A 14982-nucleotide genomic window follows, 5' to 3' on the forward strand; every position below is an offset into this window, starting at 1 on the left:
TTTGTAGAATGCAATTGATGAGCCTGCCAGATGGCAGGCTTTTAGCTGCCTTGCACACAAAAATTCAGACACCCCCGCGACGCGTGAAGCACGAAGGCATAGCGCGGATGCCGACGCAGAGGCAAACACCGTAACGCGGATGCCACCGCAACAACAAGCAAACCACCGCATCATCCCGACCAAACCACGCACAACATCTGCGCGAGCCGATACATCCGAAGCCGAGCCCCCAAACAATCCCTGATAAAAACCATAAAAAAAGGCCCGCACACAGTACGAGCCTTCACGCGTCGCGTGACAAACCGCTTCAACGGCGCGTCACGCGATGCCTACACACGTAGAGTCAAACCTAACTCAAACCCGTTCAATCGCAATCGCAATCCCCTGCCCCACACCAATGCACATCGTGCACAGTGCGAAGCGCCCTTGCGTGCGTTGCAACTGATACATCGCCGTCGTCACGAGTCGCGCGCCACTCATGCCGAGAGGATGGCCTAGCGCAATCGCACCGCCATTCGGATTAACGCGAGCGTCATCATCGGCAACGCCGAGCGCACGCAGCACAGCCAGACCTTGCGACGCAAACGCCTCATTCAACTCGATCACGTCGAACTGGTTGATGTTCATGTTCAGGCGCGCGAGCAGCTTTTGCGTCGCAGGTGCGGGACCAATACCCATCACGCGCGGATCGACGCCCGCCGTCGCGATGCCGAGCACGCGCGCGCGCGGCGTCAGACCGAAACGCTTCGCGGTCTCCGCGTTGGCGAGCAGCAAGGCCGCCGCGCCATCGTTGACGCCCGACGCGTTGCCCGCCGTCACCGTGCCGTCCGGGCGCACGACGCCCTTCAGCTTCGCGAGCGCTTCGAGGCTCGTCTCGCGCGGATGCTCGTCCTTCGACACCACAATCGCATCGCCCTTCTTCTGCGAGATCGTCACGGAGACGATTTCCTGCGCGAGCGTGCCGTCCTGCTGCGCGCGTGCCGCCTTCAGCTGACTGCGCACCGCGAACGCGTCCTGGTCGGCGCGGCTGACGTTATAGTCCGTCGCGACGTTTTCGCCCGTCTCCGGCATCGAATCGACGCCGTACAGCTGCTTCATCAGCGGGTTGACGAAGCGCCAGCCGATCGTCGTGTCGTAGATGTCAGCCTGGCGCGAGAACGCGCTCGTCGCCTTGCCCATCACGAACGGCGCGCGGCTCATGCTTTCGACGCCGCCCGCGATCATCAACCCAGCCTCGCCGGATTTGATCGCGCGCGCCGCGATGCCGACGGCATCCATGCCCGAGCCGCACAGCCGGTTGACCGTCGAGCCCGGCAAGTCTTTCGGCAGCCCCGCCAGCAGCAGCGACATGCGCGCGACGTTGCGGTTATCTTCGCCGGCCTGGTTCGCGCAGCCGTAGATCACATCGGCGACGGCGCTCCAGTCGACGTCCTTGTTGCGCTCCATCAGCGCCTTGAGCGGCACGGCGCCCAGATCGTCGGCGCGCACCGACGACAGCGAACCCGCGTAGCGGCCAATCGGCGTGCGAATCGCGTCGCACAGGAAAGCTTCCGTCATGAGATGTCTCCAGTAATGGCGGGGCCGGCGTATCGTTGAAGGCGCCAGCGTCGGCGCATTGGGTAGCGCCAGAAAAACGTGCCGATAAAGCAAGATTTGTTCTATACTCGAACAAACGATCATCTATCGAACATTTCAGGTTCGATAATAGGCGGGGCGCGGAAAGACTGTCAAGCTCGCCGGCGGGAGGGTGGGTCGTCGAAAACGGCAATAAGGTGCGGCGGAAACGGCAGGAATGGGCGCTCCGCCGGGCTTTCGGACGGCCGACACGCCTACACACGCGCCCAGCAGCACGGCCGCCGCAAAGTTGGCGAATCCTGGCGCTTGCGCTATCGTCACGGCTTTCCGCAGACTAACGAACGCCCGTCCCGACGTCCGGACGTTTTGCACCGATTTCACATAGTCCCATGAGCAAAGTACCCGCCGCGTCACAAGCCGTTCCCGCCAACGAGACGGACGCCCCGGACAAACCGGGCGACTCGTACGTGCAGTCGTTCGCGCGCGGCCTCGCGGTGATTCGCGCGTTCAACGCCGAGCGGCCCGAGCAGACGCTGACGGACGTCGCGTCGGCGACGGGTCTCACGCGCGCGGGCGCGCGCCGCATTCTGCTGACGCTGCAGACGCTCGGCTATGTCGAAGCGGAAGGCCGCCTGTTTCGCCTGACGCCGAAGATTCTCGACCTCGGCTTCGCCTATCTGACGTCGATGCCGTTCTGGAATCTCGCTGAGCCGTTCATGGAAGAACTGTCGGCGGAAGTTCACGAAAGCTGCTCGGCGGCCGTGCTCGACCGCACGGAGATCGTCTACGTGCTGCGCGTGCCGACCCACAAGATCATGACGATCAATCTGTCGATCGGCAGCCGCTTGCCGGCGTATTGCACGTCGATGGGCCGGGTGCTGCTCTCGGCGCTCGACCCGGCGACGCTCGACGCGACCCTCAACGCGTCGCCCATCGTCGCGCACACGCCGCGCACGATCACCGACAAGGACGAGCTGAAGAAAGTGATCGCGCAGGTGCGCAGCCAGGGCTGGTCCATCGTCGATCAGGAACTGGAGGGCGGGCTGATCTCGCTGTCCGCGCCGATCCGCAACCGGCGCGGGCAGATCATCGCCGCGATGAACATCAGCGGAAACGCGCAGCGCAATTCCGCGAAGCAGATGGTGAAGGCGTTTCTAGAGCCGCTGCAGAAAGCCGCGCAGTCGGTGTCGGACATGGTCGCGTTGCGCGGCTGACGTCGCTTGACGCTCGCGCGCAACGCTCCTGCGTTCAACGCACTCGATCAACGACCCAGATAACGCTCCACGAGACGCGCCCAGTACGCCGCGCCAACAGGCAGATTGCGGTCGTTGAAATCGTAGTGCGGGTTGTGCACCATGCAGCCGTCTTCGCCGACGCCGTTGCCCAGGCGCAGGAACGAACCCGGCCGCTGTTCGAGCATGAACGCGAAGTCCTCGCTGCCCATCAGGATGTCCGCGTTCGGCTCGACGTTCTCCGCGCCGACCAGTTCGCGCGCCACCTCGATCGCGAACTCCGTTTCCGCGTCCGTGTTCACGACGACGGGATAGCCCTCGACATACTCGACGTGCGCCTTGCCGCCATAACTTGCGGCCTGGGTTTCCGCGAGTTCGGCGATGCGCTGCTTCAACAGCGCGCGCACTTCCGGGCTGAACGAGCGCACGCTCAATTCCAGCTTCGCGCTCGACGGAATCACGTTGTTCGCCACGCCAGAATGCATCGTGCCAACGGTCACCACGGCGGGCTGCGAAGGGTTCACGTTGCGCGCGACGATGGTCTGCAGCGCCATCACGATGCTCGACGCGATCACGATGGGATCGACGGTCAGATGCGGGCGCGCCGCGTGGCCACCAACGCCTTCGATCGTGATCGTCGCCTTGTCGCCCGCCGCCATGAACGCGCCCTTGCGGAACAGGAACTTGCCCGGCTCCGCGCCCGGATGGTTGTGTACACCGAACACGGCGTCGCACGGAAAACGCTCGAACAGGCCGTCTTCGATCATCTTCTTCGCGCCGCTGTCGATGCCGCTTTCCTCGGCCGGCTGAAAATACAGATGCACGGTGCCGGAAAAACGGCGCGTCTTCGCGAGATGCTGCGCGGCGCCGAGCAGCATCGTCGTGTGGCCGTCGTGGCCGCATGCGTGCATCTTGCCGTGCGTGCCGCTCGCGTACGGCAGCCCCGTCTGCTCGGTGATGGGCAGCGCGTCCATATCCGCGCGCAGGCCGATGCTGCGCGTGCCGTCGCCGACCTTCAACGTGCCGACCACGCCCGTCTTGCCGACCCCGCGCGTCACCTGCCAGCCCCACGCTTCCAGCTTTTCCGCGACGAGCGCCGCTGTTGCGACCTCTTCGTACGCGAGTTCCGGATGGTGGTGAATGTGATGGCGAATGTCGCGCAGCGCGGCGGCGGCGGGTTCGAGGTCGGTGATTTCGGTGAGGCGGGTGGCGTCGGTCATCGGGTGTACTCCGGGGTTTGCCCGCTGCGTCTCGTGCGCAGCGTTAAACCGCAGACTATAGCAATGCGTGGCTCTTCCCGTAAGACGACGACGCCTTCAGCTTACTTGACGCTTTCACTGGAAGCCGACTCGGCGGCATGCTTCTGATCTCGCGTGCGCGCAAAGCCCTTGAGCACGTTGACGAATGCCAGGCCTGCTTCTTCGAGCAAGCCGGAATTATCGATATGCGTCAGATGCGCGCCGTCGGGCAGCGCAAACGGCGCCTGACGCGCCAGGCGCGCCGCGACCTGCTCGTGCGTTTCGCGTCCGCGCGCCGACAGACGCGCCGCGAGGATATGCGGCGCAGCGTGGATATGCACGACTTCGAGATGCTGATAGCGCTTCAACGCGCGCGACAGATACGCGCGCGAGCCATTGACGACGACCGTGCAGCCTCGCGCGAGCCACGCATCGATCTCGATGCCGATGCCGTAGTGCAATTCGTGACTCGACCATTCGAGCGCAAAGAGGCCTTGCGCCGAGCGCGCCTCGAACTCTTCGCGGGTCAACGAAATGTGATTTTCGTTATGCCCTGTCTCGCGCGTGATGTAGCGATGCGCGAACACGACGGACGTGCCCGCGACATGCTCGCGCGCGAAATGCAGCAGCGAATCCTTGCCCGCTCCCGACGGGCCGACCACATAGATCAAGCGGCCTTTCATGCGTTCTCCTGTCCTTCTTTCGCCGTGAACGCGAGCCGTTGCCACAACATGAACGGCTCGCCCGGCGCAGGCTCGACGAAGATCGCTGCGCCGTCGATAGTCAACGGCCCGAGACGCTGCGCCTCGCGATGCCACCAATCGACTATCGCGGCGCGATCGGCGGCGTTGTCGAGCGAATTGGACACCGTCATATGAAAGCGGAATTCGTCGAGCACATACGGATATCCCCATTCGACGAGCAATTCGCGTTGGCGTTCCGTAAGCGGCGCTTCCATGCGTCTTGCAAGATCTGCTTTGGATGGCACGACCCGCAGCGGCGTGAAGGTGCGCAAGGCATCGGCGGCGAGCGCGCGCATCTGTTCGTCGCCGGATGGCGTGGCCGGACGCAGCGCAACGAAGTCGCCCAGCGTCGCCGCTTCGACGGACAATGCAAACGGCGTCTGTGTTTGCGCCCAGCTTTCCGATACTTCGAGCAGATCCGCGACGCTCACATGCTCCGCGAGATGAAACGGCGCGACCAGCGTGCCGTGCCAGCCATAGCGGCGCGGCGATGCCGTCAGTTGCGCTAGCGGTTGCGACAGCGCAGGTGCGTCATGCGGATCGAGTGACGCATCGCTTTCAGCATCGCGCGCGAGCCATTTCGAGCCGGCATCCCACCAGCCCGACGCACGCGCAGGCGCGTAGTAAATTGCGAAGCGCGCCTGCGCGCTCCACGCATGCTGAATGGGCGCGCTCATACGTCGTGCTCCACCATCAGTTGCACGCGGTCGGCGGCGAAGTGCGTGAAGCCGTATTTGATCGGCGTGCCTTCCGTATCGACGTCGACGTTCTCAACCCACAACACCGGTTGTTGCCGGTTGATGCCAAGACGCCGCGCGACTTCCGGTTCGGGCAGCACGCTGCCGATACGGCTCCACTTGCGCAGATAATCCGTCACGCCGTACTCGGCCATCGCCTTCGTGATGCCACCGACGCGTTCGAGCACATCAGGCAGATCAGTGAAGCGCGCGGCCGGATAGAAGTTGCGCGCATACGTGAGCGGCACGCTGTCCGCTTCATGCAGCGACTCGATGCGATAGACGAATGCGCCCGCGCGCAGACCCAACGCCTTCGCGACAGTCGGATCGGCCTTCACGCGCGCCGCCGACAGCATCTTGCCCGCCGGCGAATGATGTTGCTGACGCAAGTTTTCGGTGAAGCGTGTGCGACGGCCGATCGTGTAATCGATCGCGCCTGGCTGCACGAACGTGCCGCGCCCCTGCTCGACGCTGACGAGCCCCTGGGCCGCGAGACCCAGCATCGCGCGGCGGATCGTATGGCGGTTCACGTCGAAGCGTTTCGCCAGTTCGCCTTCGCTCGGCAGACGTCCGTCGTCGCCGAAGCCGCTTGCGGCAATCTCCTTCGCGAGTATCTGTTCGATCTGCCGCCACACGGCGACGCCCGCTCCCCGCTCTAGCATCGTGCCCGGCGCTGCGCCGTCGTTCGATGTCATGGTGCTGTCATTCCCTTCGGTTCAAATACGCGTTCTGTGCATTGTAGTCCGCAAGCCGTGGCGGAAATATGAAACCGCGCCTTCTGTCACGAGCCACCGACAGTTTAGCTCTAAACGTCTAGACGTTTAGACGAATAGATGCTCAAATGTCTGGACTCGCTGTAAAAAATCCCTCTCCAGGAAACCGCCAGGAAACCCGATGAGTGCCGCCTCCCCTCCTTTAGCCGACTCCCCCACTTCTGCCAACCCTGCCCGCCGCGCGTGGATGGCCGTCATGGCCCGCTCCGCGCGCGCCGATCTCGAAGCCGCGCTGAGCCGCGCGATGGAAGGCCTGCCGCTTCCCGCATTCGACTGGCTGCGTCCGCCCGAGATCGGGCTGGCGATGGTGCGCGGGCGCATCGGCGGCACGGGCGACGCGTTCAATCTCGGCGAAGCGACGGTGACGCGTGCGACGCTGCGTCTGCGCGACGAATCGGCTGAAGGCACCACCGTTGGCGTCGCTTGTCATCTGGGCCGCGACCGCCGCCGCGCCGAACTGGCTGCTATCGCAGACGCGCTGCTGCAAACGCCGCAGCATCACGCACGGTTGCAGGCGCAACTGATTACGCCGCTTGCTTCGCAACTCGCGGCGAAACACGCGCAACGCCAACAGGACGCCGCATCGACGCGCGTCGAATTCTTCACGATGGTCCGAGGCGACTGATGAACACTTCCGCTCAATCCCCGCAGATCGCGCTGTCGACGCTGACGCCGGGCTTCGCCGATCCCGTGCACGACACGCAATCCGTGTTTCGCGCGCTGCTCGATGCACTGTCGCGTCCGGGCAAGACCGGCACGATCGACAACGTGCTGCCCGCCTCCCGCAGCGACGCGCGCAACACGCTGCCGCACGCGCGCGCCGATCTCGCCGCGTTCGCCGCGCTGCTCGCGCTGTGCGACTACTCGACGCCCGTCTGGCTCGCGCAGCCCGATGCCGTGCTCGGCTCCGCCTTGCGCTTTCACACGGGCGCGCCGCTCGTCGACGAACCGCAAGACGCCGCGTTCGCCTATGTGCATGACGCGAGCACGTTGCCGCCGCTGTCGTGCTTCGCGCTCGGCGATCCGGAAACGCCGGAGCAATCGGTGACGCTGATCGTGCGCGTCGATTCATTGACGCAAGGCTCGCCCGTCGTATTGCGCGGCCCCGGCATCGAACACACGCACACGATCGCACCCGCCGGCCTGCCGGAGCGCTTCTGGCGCGAGCGCGCAGAACTCGCGCCGCTCTTTCCGTGCGGCATCGACTGTTATCTCGTCTGCGGCGACACGCTGATCGGCCTGCCGCGCACAACCCACGTGGAGCTGAACTAATGTACGTTGCCGTCAAAGGTGGAGAGCGCGCGATCGAAGCATCGTGGCGTCTGCTCGACAAGGCGCGCCGCGGCGACACGCAGTTCGCTGAATTGAGCGTCGCGCAGATTCGCACGCAGTTGCGGCTCGCCGTCGCGCGCGTCATGACGGAAGGCTCCGTCTACGACGAAGAGCTTGCCGCGCTGGCCATCAAGCAGGCCGCGGGCGATCTCGTCGAGGCGATCTTCCTGTTGCGCGCGTATCGCACGACGTTGCCGCGCTTCGGCTACACGCACCCCGTCGATACGGAAGACATGCGGATCGAACGGCGCATCTCCGCGACTTTCAAGGATGTGCCCGGCGGACAGATGCTCGGCGCGACGTACGACTACACGCAACGTCTGCTCGATTTCACGCTGCTGGCCGAAGGCGATGACGAAAGTGCGGTGCACACGAAGCGCATCGAAACCGCCGCGCAGGAAGCGATGCCGCGCGTCGTCTCCCTGCTCGACAAGGAAGGTTTGATCGAACAGGAACGCGTATCGGAAGATGCGCCCGAACCCGGCGATCTGTCGCGCGAGCCGTTGTCGTTTCCGGCCAGCCGCGCGACGCGTCTGCAAAACCTCGCGCGCGGCGACGAAGGCTTTCTGCTCGCGATGGGCTACGCGACGCAACGCGGTTACGCGCACTCGCATCCGTTCGCGGGCGAAATCCGCTTTGGCACCGTCGCGGTCGAAATGGAACTCGATGAACTCGGCGTTGCCGTCGAGATCGGCGAGATCGACGTGACGGAATGTCAGATGATCAACCAGTTCGCGGGCAGCAGCGAAGTGCCGCCGACCTTCACGCAAGGCTACGGTCTCGCATTCGGTCATTCGGAGCGCAAGGCGATGGCGATGGCTTTGGTCGATCGCGCGCTGCGTGCCGAAGAACTGGGCGAAACGATCGGCTCGCCGACACAGGACGTCGAATTCATGCTGTCGCATAGCGACAATGTCGAGGCATCGGGCTTCGTGCAACATCTGAAGCTGCCGCATTACGTGGACTTCCAGTCCGAACTCGAACTCGTGCGACGGTTGCGCGCCAAGCATGCAGAACGCGACGACGGCACCAGCGAAGGCAACGACCAGCAGGAGCAAGCGGCATGAACGCGCCCGACACGACGATGCAAACAGCCGCGCACGACAGCGCCGCCGAAGGCTACAACTTCGCGTATCTCGACGAACAGACCAAGCGCATGATCCGTCGCGCGCTGTTGAAAGCCGTGGCCGTACCTGGCTATCAGGTGCCGTTCGCGTCGCGCGAAATGCCGTTGCCGTATGGCTGGGGCACGGGCGGCATTCAGGTGACGGCGTCGATCATCGGGCGCGACGATACGCTGAAGGTGATCGACCAGGGCTCCGACGAAACGACCAACGCAGTGAACATTCGCCGCTTCTTCGCACGCACTACGGGCGTCAACACCACCCGCAAGACCAGCGAAGCGACCATCGTGCAAACGCGTCACCGCATTCCCGAAACGCCGCTCACGGAGAAGCAGATTCTCGTCTATCAGGTGCCGATGCCCGAGCCGCTCTATCGGCTGGAGCCGCGCACGGCCGAATGCAAGAAGCTGCACGCACTCGCAGATTACGGGTTGATCAGCGTGAAGCTGTACGAGGACATCGTGCATCACGGCAGCATCGCGACGACGTACGACTACCCGGTGATCGTCAATGGACGCTATCTCGCGTCGCCGTCGCCGATCCCAAAGTACGACAATCCGAAGATGCACATGAACGCCGCACTGCAACTGTTCGGCGCAGGACGCGAACAGCGCATCCACGCAATTCCGCCGTACACGCCTGTAAAAAGCCTCGATTTCGACGACCATCCGTTCGAAGTGCAGCGCTGGGATCATGCGTGCGCGTTGTGCGGATCGACGGAAAGCTTTCTCGACGAAATGATCGTCGACGATGCGGGCAAGCGCATGTTCGTCTGCTCGGATAGCGACTATTGCCACGACCGGCGCGAGCAGCAAGGCGCAGAACAGAACGAAGGAGAAAGCGCATGACGCCGCTTCTGAGCGCACGCGCGCTCACCAAACAGTACGGCGGCCGCAACGGTTGCCGCAACGTCAGCTTCGATCTGTATCCGGGTGAAGTGCTTTGCATCGTCGGCGAATCGGGTTCGGGCAAAACGACGCTGCTTAACACGCTCGCGCTGCGTAATGCCGCCGATTCCGGCACGCTGCACTATGCAAGCGCGCACGGTGAGTCGCTCGATTTGCTCGCGTTGTCTGAGCCGCGCAAGCGTCTTTTGATGCGCACCGAGTGGGGCTTCGTGCAGCAGAATCCGCGTGACGGGCTGCGCAACGCCGTGTCGGCGGGCGCGAATATCGGCGAGCCGTTGATGGCCGTCGGCGCGCGCCACTACGGCAAGATTCGCGACACGGCAACGCAATGGATGGCGCGCGTCGAACTCGATGCATCGCGTATCGACGAATTGCCTTCCGCGTTTTCAGGCGGCATGCAGCAACGCCTGCAGATCGCGCGCAATCTCGTGACGGGTCCGCGCCTCGTGTTCATGGACGAACCCACGGCGGGTCTCGATGTATCCGTGCAGGCGCGTGTGCTCGATCTGTTGCGCACGTTGACGTCGACGCTGCATCTGTCCGTGCTGATCGTCACGCACGATATCGGCGTCGCGCGTCTGCTCGCGCACCGGCTGATGGTGATGCAAGGCGGCGAAGTGGTCGAAGCGGGTCTCACCGATCAGGTGCTCGACGATCCGCAGCATCCGTACACGCAGACGCTGGTTTCCTCCGTTCTTCCCGTTTGAGGTCTCACGCGATGACAACGTCAATCGAAACATCGTTCATCGACAACGACGCGCTGATGCTGCGCGCGGTCGGTATCGGCAAGACCTTCACGCTGCACGGCCAGGGCGGCGTGCAGATCGACGCGCTCGCGGGCGTATCGCTCGACGTCGAACGCGGCGAGTGCGTCGTGCTGGTCGGTCCGTCGGGCGCGGGCAAGAGCACGTTCTTGCGCTGCCTGTACGGCAACTATCTGGCGAGCACGGGCACGATCGCGCTTCGCGACGAAGCACAGCAAGCCAAACATCTGCCGATTACGGGCGCCGAACCGCGCGACGTGCTGCATTTGCGGCGCGGCGTGGTCGGCTACGTGAGCCAGTTTCTGCGCGTGATTCCGCGCGTGAGCACGCTCGATCTCGTCGCCGAGCCGCTCGTCTCGCGCGGCGTCGACGCGGACGAAGCGCATGCGCGCGCCGCCGCGTTGCTCGCGCGGCTCAACGTGCCCGAGCGCTTGTGGCCGCTCGCGCCCGCGACGTTTTCGGGCGGCGAGCAGCAGCGCGTGAACATCGCGCGCGGTTTGATCGCCGGGCATCCCGTGTTGCTGCTGGATGAGCCGACCGCCTCGCTCGATGCAGAGAACCGCGATATCGTCGCTGATCTGATCGTCGAAGCGCGCGAGCGCGGCGCGGCGATCGTCGGCATCTTCCACGATGAAGACACGCGCGCGAAAGTCGCCACACGCAGGCTGGAATTGACGCCACCGCTGCGTCACGCAACGGCATTACACTGATATCGATCCGATACGGAGCATCGACATGCTGATCAAGAACGCCCGCGTCGTCACGCGGGACGAAGTATTCACAGGCGTCGTGCGCGTCGAGGACGGCGTGATTCGCGACGTCGCGCGCGGCACGACGTCGGCGGCGGGCGCGCAGGACTGGGAAGGCGACTATCTGCTGCCGGGCCTCATCGAGCTGCACACGGACAATCTGGAGAAGCATCTGTTGCCACGGCCGGGCGTCGAATGGAATACGGATGCCGCATTCGTGATTCACGATGCGCAGGTTGCCGCAGCCGGGATCACGACCGTGTTCGACGCGCTCGCGATCGGCTCGCGCTCGAACGTCGGCTTGCGCCGCGCCGACACGCAAACGCGCTGCGCCGAAGCGCTGCAGCGCTTCTCCGAGCGCAAGCTGCTGCGCGCCGAGCACTTCCTGCATCTGCGCTGCGAAATCGCAACAGCCGATGTGGTCGAACTCTTCGATACGCTGAAGGACCATCCGCTGCTGCGTCTCGCGTCGGTGATGGATCACACGCCGGGCCAGCGCCAGTGGCACGACCGCGAGCAATGGCGCCGCTTCCAGGAGCGCCACGGCAAGATGACGGACGAGCACATGGCCGCGACGCTCGTCGAGCTCGAAGACGAACAGCAGCGTTTCGCGGACGAGCACCGCCGCCAGATCGTCGAGCGCTGCAAGGCGCTGGGCGTCCCCGTCGCGAGCCACGACGACACGCTCGTCGAGCACGTGCAGCAGGCCGCCGAAGAAGGCATCGTGCTCGCCGAATTCCCGACCACGCGCATCGCCGCCGAAGCCGCGCACCGCCACGGCATCGCAACGATCATGGGGGCGCCGAACATCGTGCGTGGCGGCTCGCACTCGGGCAACGTGTCGGCGCTGGAACTGGCCAAGGCGAATCTGCTCGACATCCTGTCGTCCGATTACGTGCCGTCCAGCCTGCTGACGGCCGCGTTCGAACTCGTCGAGAAAGCCGGCTGGAGCTTGCCTCGCGCGATGGCCACCGTGTCGGCGGAACCGGCGCGCACGGCGGGACTGCACGACCGCGGCGCGATCGAGACCGGGCTGCGCGCCGACTTCGTGCGCGTCACGATGCTCGACGCATTGCCGGTGCCGCGCGCGACATATCGCGGCGGCGAGCGGATCGTTTGACCGCGAATTGTGTCCGCCGCTGATCTAAGCTCTTGAACCAAAAGCGTTTGTCGCACTGCCGCATAAGCGGCAAACGCCTGTTTCTCCACCCCGCTTGCCTTCGTTTTGCTTTCACCGCCCCCTTCCTGCCCCATATCATAAAAATGCCACTTAGAGGCAATACTCCTGTGCCATCCGGTGTTTCACTAGCACCGCAAATATTTTGATTTGTTAAGCTTGGCGCGCGTTGCTGGCTGCCGAGCCAGCGGCCAATATAGACAAGCCCGGCACAACGGCCGGGCAACGTCGCGCAGCGGCACAACCGCATGCGGGACACTTTGAACCACTCCCGGGAGTACATCAGTGAAGAAACTGCTTGCGGCTTTGACGGTTGCCCTGCTCGCCACCGTATCGATCGGCGCACACGCCAAAGACTGGACCACCATCCGCTTCGGCGTCGACGCCAGCTATCCGCCGTTCGAATCGAAGGGTTCCGACGGCAAGCTGGTCGGCTTCGATATCGACCTTGGCAATGAAATCTGCACGCGCCTGAAGGCAAAGTGCGTGTGGGTCGAAAACGACTTCGACGGCATGATCCCCGCACTGAAGGCGAAGAAGTTCGACGGCGTGCTGTCGTCGATGTCGATGACGCCGCAACGCGCTGAACAGATCGCTTTCTCGTCGAAGCTGTTCAACACGCCGACGCGCCTCGTCGCCAAGAAGGGCTCGAACATCCTGCCGACGGCGGAATCGCTGTCGGGCAAGACGGTCGGCGTCGAACAGGGCACGATCCAGGAAACGTACGCGAAGACCTACTGGGAACCGAAGGGCGCGAAGGTCGTGCCGTACCAGAACCAGGACCAGGTCTATGCCGACCTGATCTCGGGCCGTCTGGACGCAGCGCTGCAAGACGCTGTGCAGGCTGAAATCGGCTTCCTGAAGACGCCGCGCGGCGCGGGCTTCCAGTTCGTCGGCAAGGATCTCGAAGACAAGAAGATCCTCGGCGAAGGCGCTGGCATCGGCATGCGCAAGGAAGACACCGACCTGAAGGCGGCCGTCGACAAGGCGATCGCCGAGATCATCAAGGACGGCACGTACAAGAAGATCGAGAAGAAGTACTTCACCTTCGACGTGTACGGCGGCTGATCGACACGGCAGTGCGTAGCGCGGTTCACCCGCGCGACGCGCCGGTATGCAGACGGGCTCCATTCGGAGCCCGTTTTGTTTTGACGCCGATGCGGGCGAGTCCATGCGGCGGCACAGCGTCGCCCGCGCTGCGCAAATGGGCTAAGATCGAACGATTCACGGCGCAGCCGTTGTGCGCGCCACCGTTTTCAGCAGTCAACCCGAAGTCACATCTCTGCAACTATAGGGCGCCCGCGCGTCGCCGGCGGCGCCACACCAATCATGCAAACCCTCAATCATCCGCTGATTTCCCCGACCCTCGGCACCGCTCGCAGCCTGACGAGCTTCCACTACGGTCCGAGCGGCGGACAGAAGGTCTACATCCAGTCATCGCTGCACGCTGACGAACTGCCCGGCATGCTGGTGTCGTGGGCGTTGCGCCGCAAGCTCGAAGCGCTCGAAGCCGCTGGCAAGCTGCGTGGCGAAGTCGTGATCGTGCCTGTCGCGAATCCGATCGGCCTGAACCAGCATGTGCTCGGCCTGCTCGCCGGCCGCTTCGAAACCAACACCGCGCAGAATTTCAACCGCAATTTCTATAACCTGTTCGACCTGATCGAGCCGGTGATCGAAGGCCGTCTGACGACGGACGCCGACCAGAACCGCACGATCATCCGCCAGGCCATGCGCGAAGCGCTCGACGCGCAAACGCCGCGCACCGAAGTCGAATCGCAGCGCCTCGGGTTGCAACTGCTGTCGTACGACGCGGACGTCGTGCTCGATCTACATTGCGACTGGGAAGCGGCGCTGCATCTGTATACGAACCCGGACCTGTGGCCCGACGTCGAGCCGCTTGCGCGCTACCTGGATTCGAAGGCTTCGCTGCTCGCGGTGGATTCCGTCGGCAATCCGTTCGACGAGATTCACAGCTTCTGCTGGTCGGAATTGCGCACGCGCGTCGGCGACCGTTTTCCGATTCCGAATGGCTCGATCTCGGTGACGGTCGAACTGCGCAGCCAGCGCGACGTGTCGTATGAATTCGCCGAGCACGACGCGCAAGGCATCGTCGAATATCTGACGCATCGCGGCATGATTGCCGGCGAAGCCGCGCCGATGCCGCCGCTCGAATTCGCCGCGACGCCGCTCGCCGGCACCGAGCCGATCGTGACTCCCGTGAGCGGCGTCGTCGTGTATCGCCAGGAAGTGGGCAAGTGGATCGACGCCGGCGAGCCCATCGCCGATATCATCGATCCGCTGACCGATCAGGTCATTACGTTGAAGTCGACGGTGGCGGGTGTGATGTATGCGCGCCATCTGTCGCGCTTCGCGCAGGCGGGCATGGAGATCGTGCGGATTGCGGGCGCGAAGGCCTTCCGGAAAGGGCAGTTGCTGTCGGCCTGACGCCGATTGCGGCTCGCACGCCGCCTCGCATTGAATGAAATCGCCCGCTTTATGCGGGCGATTTTTTTGGCCCCAGCCCGATGCATATCGGCGTTTGTTTCGTGACGGACGGCGTTGTTGCATAAATCGGTGTACCGCGCGCCGATCTGACGTTTACGCGCAACGGTAGTGACGGCACCCCTGTT

General features: G+C 64.0%; 15 protein-coding genes. 10 read left to right on the forward strand and 5 right to left on the reverse strand.

Annotated features, from left to right (window positions below; genetic code table 11):
- Window positions 1-354 precede the first annotated feature (354 nt).
- Complete coding sequence (gene pcaF / locus SB822_RS53120; RefSeq protein ID WP_410858583.1) at window positions 355-1557, reverse strand: 3-oxoadipyl-CoA thiolase; 1203 nt, start codon at window positions 1555-1557, stop codon at window positions 355-357.
- A 407-nt stretch (window positions 1558-1964) separates the two neighbouring features.
- Here pcaF and SB822_RS53125 point away from each other — a divergent pair, with 407 nt between their 5' ends.
- Entirely contained in the window at window positions 1965-2789 is an 825-nt protein-coding gene (locus SB822_RS53125; protein WP_094297925.1) for an IclR family transcriptional regulator, read from the forward strand.
- A gap of 47 nt (window positions 2790-2836) precedes the next feature.
- Here the strand turns inward: SB822_RS53125 and SB822_RS53130 are convergent, their stop codons facing one another.
- The 4 genes from SB822_RS53130 to phnF form a co-directional block, all read right to left on the reverse strand.
- Window positions 2837-4027: a M20 aminoacylase family protein gene (locus tag SB822_RS53130; RefSeq protein WP_410858584.1), complete on the reverse strand. Its 1191-nt coding sequence runs from the start codon at window positions 4025-4027 to the stop codon at window positions 2837-2839.
- 101 nt (window positions 4028-4128) lie between these two features.
- Window positions 4129-4728, reverse strand: coding sequence for a phosphonate metabolism protein/1,5-bisphosphokinase (PRPP-forming) PhnN (gene phnN / locus SB822_RS53135; RefSeq protein WP_410858585.1), 600 nt, complete (start codon window positions 4726-4728; stop codon window positions 4129-4131).
- Window positions 4725-5465 carry a DUF1045 domain-containing protein gene (locus SB822_RS53140; RefSeq protein ID WP_094297926.1) on the reverse strand — a complete coding sequence of 247 codons (741 nt, stop codon included), beginning with the start codon at window positions 5463-5465 and terminating at the stop codon, window positions 4725-4727. The genes phnN and SB822_RS53140 overlap by 4 nt, the downstream gene beginning before the upstream one ends.
- On the reverse strand, window positions 5462-6220 hold the full coding sequence (gene phnF, locus SB822_RS53145) for a phosphonate metabolism transcriptional regulator PhnF (protein WP_007749649.1): 759 nt from the start codon (window positions 6218-6220) through the stop codon (window positions 5462-5464). Before phnF ends, SB822_RS53140 begins: the two co-directional genes overlap by 4 nt.
- Before the next feature lie 199 nt (window positions 6221-6419).
- Here phnF and phnG point away from each other — a divergent pair, with 199 nt between their 5' ends.
- The 9 genes from phnG (at window position 6420) to SB822_RS53190 (ending at window position 14797) form a co-directional block, all read left to right on the forward strand.
- Window positions 6420-6923: a phosphonate C-P lyase system protein PhnG gene (gene phnG, locus SB822_RS53150; protein ID WP_410858586.1), complete on the forward strand. Its 504-nt coding sequence runs from the start codon at window positions 6420-6422 to the stop codon at window positions 6921-6923.
- Window positions 6923-7570: a phosphonate C-P lyase system protein PhnH gene (gene phnH, locus SB822_RS53155; protein ID WP_410858587.1), complete on the forward strand. Its 648-nt coding sequence runs from the start codon at window positions 6923-6925 to the stop codon at window positions 7568-7570. The genes phnG and phnH overlap by 1 nt, the downstream gene beginning before the upstream one ends.
- The gene (locus tag SB822_RS53160) at window positions 7570-8697 is read left to right on the forward strand and encodes a carbon-phosphorus lyase complex subunit PhnI (protein ID WP_410858588.1); all 1128 of its coding nucleotides are present in this window, start codon (window positions 7570-7572) and stop codon (window positions 8695-8697) included. The genes phnH and SB822_RS53160 overlap by 1 nt, the downstream gene beginning before the upstream one ends.
- Window positions 8694-9602 carry an alpha-D-ribose 1-methylphosphonate 5-phosphate C-P-lyase PhnJ gene (locus SB822_RS53165; protein WP_410858589.1) on the forward strand — a complete coding sequence of 303 codons (909 nt, stop codon included), beginning with the start codon at window positions 8694-8696 and terminating at the stop codon, window positions 9600-9602. Before SB822_RS53160 ends, SB822_RS53165 begins: the two co-directional genes overlap by 4 nt.
- Entirely contained in the window at window positions 9599-10369 is a 771-nt protein-coding gene (gene phnK, locus SB822_RS53170; RefSeq protein WP_410858590.1) for a phosphonate C-P lyase system protein PhnK, read from the forward strand. The genes SB822_RS53165 and phnK overlap by 4 nt, the downstream gene beginning before the upstream one ends.
- A gap of 11 nt (window positions 10370-10380) precedes the next feature.
- Window positions 10381-11136 carry a phosphonate C-P lyase system protein PhnL gene (phnL, locus tag SB822_RS53175; protein ID WP_007587834.1) on the forward strand — a complete coding sequence of 252 codons (756 nt, stop codon included), beginning with the start codon at window positions 10381-10383 and terminating at the stop codon, window positions 11134-11136.
- A 25-nt stretch (window positions 11137-11161) separates the two neighbouring features.
- On the forward strand, window positions 11162-12295 hold the full coding sequence (locus SB822_RS53180) for an alpha-D-ribose 1-methylphosphonate 5-triphosphate diphosphatase (protein ID WP_042307776.1): 1134 nt from the start codon (window positions 11162-11164) through the stop codon (window positions 12293-12295).
- Between the two features lie 342 nt (window positions 12296-12637).
- Window positions 12638-13420 carry an ABC transporter substrate-binding protein gene (locus SB822_RS53185; RefSeq protein WP_007587832.1) on the forward strand — a complete coding sequence of 261 codons (783 nt, stop codon included), beginning with the start codon at window positions 12638-12640 and terminating at the stop codon, window positions 13418-13420.
- Window positions 13421-13681: 261 nt separating this feature from the next.
- The gene (locus SB822_RS53190; protein WP_007587831.1) at window positions 13682-14797 is read left to right on the forward strand and encodes a succinylglutamate desuccinylase/aspartoacylase family protein; all 1116 of its coding nucleotides are present in this window, start codon (window positions 13682-13684) and stop codon (window positions 14795-14797) included.
- The last annotated feature ends 185 nt before the right edge of the window (window positions 14798-14982 follow it).

Source organism: Paraburkholderia sp. SIMBA_054 (genome assembly GCF_046534875.1).
Taxonomy (GTDB): Bacteria; Pseudomonadota; Gammaproteobacteria; order Burkholderiales; family Burkholderiaceae; genus Paraburkholderia; species Paraburkholderia hospita.

Bases quoted from the DNA above. Each gene is read 5' to 3' on its own strand.
- pcaF (WP_410858583.1), bottom strand. From the start codon at position 1,557: ATGACGGAAGCTTTCCTGTGCGACGCGATTCGCACGCCGATTGGCCGC.
- SB822_RS53125 (WP_094297925.1), top strand. From the start codon at position 1,965: ATGAGCAAAGTACCCGCCGCGTCACAAGCCGTTCCCGCCAACGAGACG.
- SB822_RS53130 (WP_410858584.1), bottom strand. From the start codon at position 4,027: ATGACCGACGCCACCCGCCTCACCGAAATCACCGACCTCGAACCCGCC.
- phnN (WP_410858585.1), bottom strand. From the start codon at position 4,728: ATGAAAGGCCGCTTGATCTATGTGGTCGGCCCGTCGGGAGCGGGCAAG.
- SB822_RS53140 (WP_094297926.1), bottom strand. From the start codon at position 5,465: ATGAGCGCGCCCATTCAGCATGCGTGGAGCGCGCAGGCGCGCTTCGCA.
- phnF (WP_007749649.1), bottom strand. From the start codon at position 6,220: ATGACATCGAACGACGGCGCAGCGCCGGGCACGATGCTAGAGCGGGGA.
- phnG (WP_410858586.1), top strand. From the start codon at position 6,420: ATGAGTGCCGCCTCCCCTCCTTTAGCCGACTCCCCCACTTCTGCCAAC.
- phnH (WP_410858587.1), top strand. From the start codon at position 6,923: ATGAACACTTCCGCTCAATCCCCGCAGATCGCGCTGTCGACGCTGACG.
- SB822_RS53160 (WP_410858588.1), top strand. From the start codon at position 7,570: ATGTACGTTGCCGTCAAAGGTGGAGAGCGCGCGATCGAAGCATCGTGG.
- SB822_RS53165 (WP_410858589.1), top strand. From the start codon at position 8,694: ATGAACGCGCCCGACACGACGATGCAAACAGCCGCGCACGACAGCGCC.
- phnK (WP_410858590.1), top strand. From the start codon at position 9,599: ATGACGCCGCTTCTGAGCGCACGCGCGCTCACCAAACAGTACGGCGGC.
- phnL (WP_007587834.1), top strand. From the start codon at position 10,381: ATGACAACGTCAATCGAAACATCGTTCATCGACAACGACGCGCTGATG.
- SB822_RS53180 (WP_042307776.1), top strand. From the start codon at position 11,162: ATGCTGATCAAGAACGCCCGCGTCGTCACGCGGGACGAAGTATTCACA.
- SB822_RS53190 (WP_007587831.1), top strand. From the start codon at position 13,682: ATGCAAACCCTCAATCATCCGCTGATTTCCCCGACCCTCGGCACCGCT.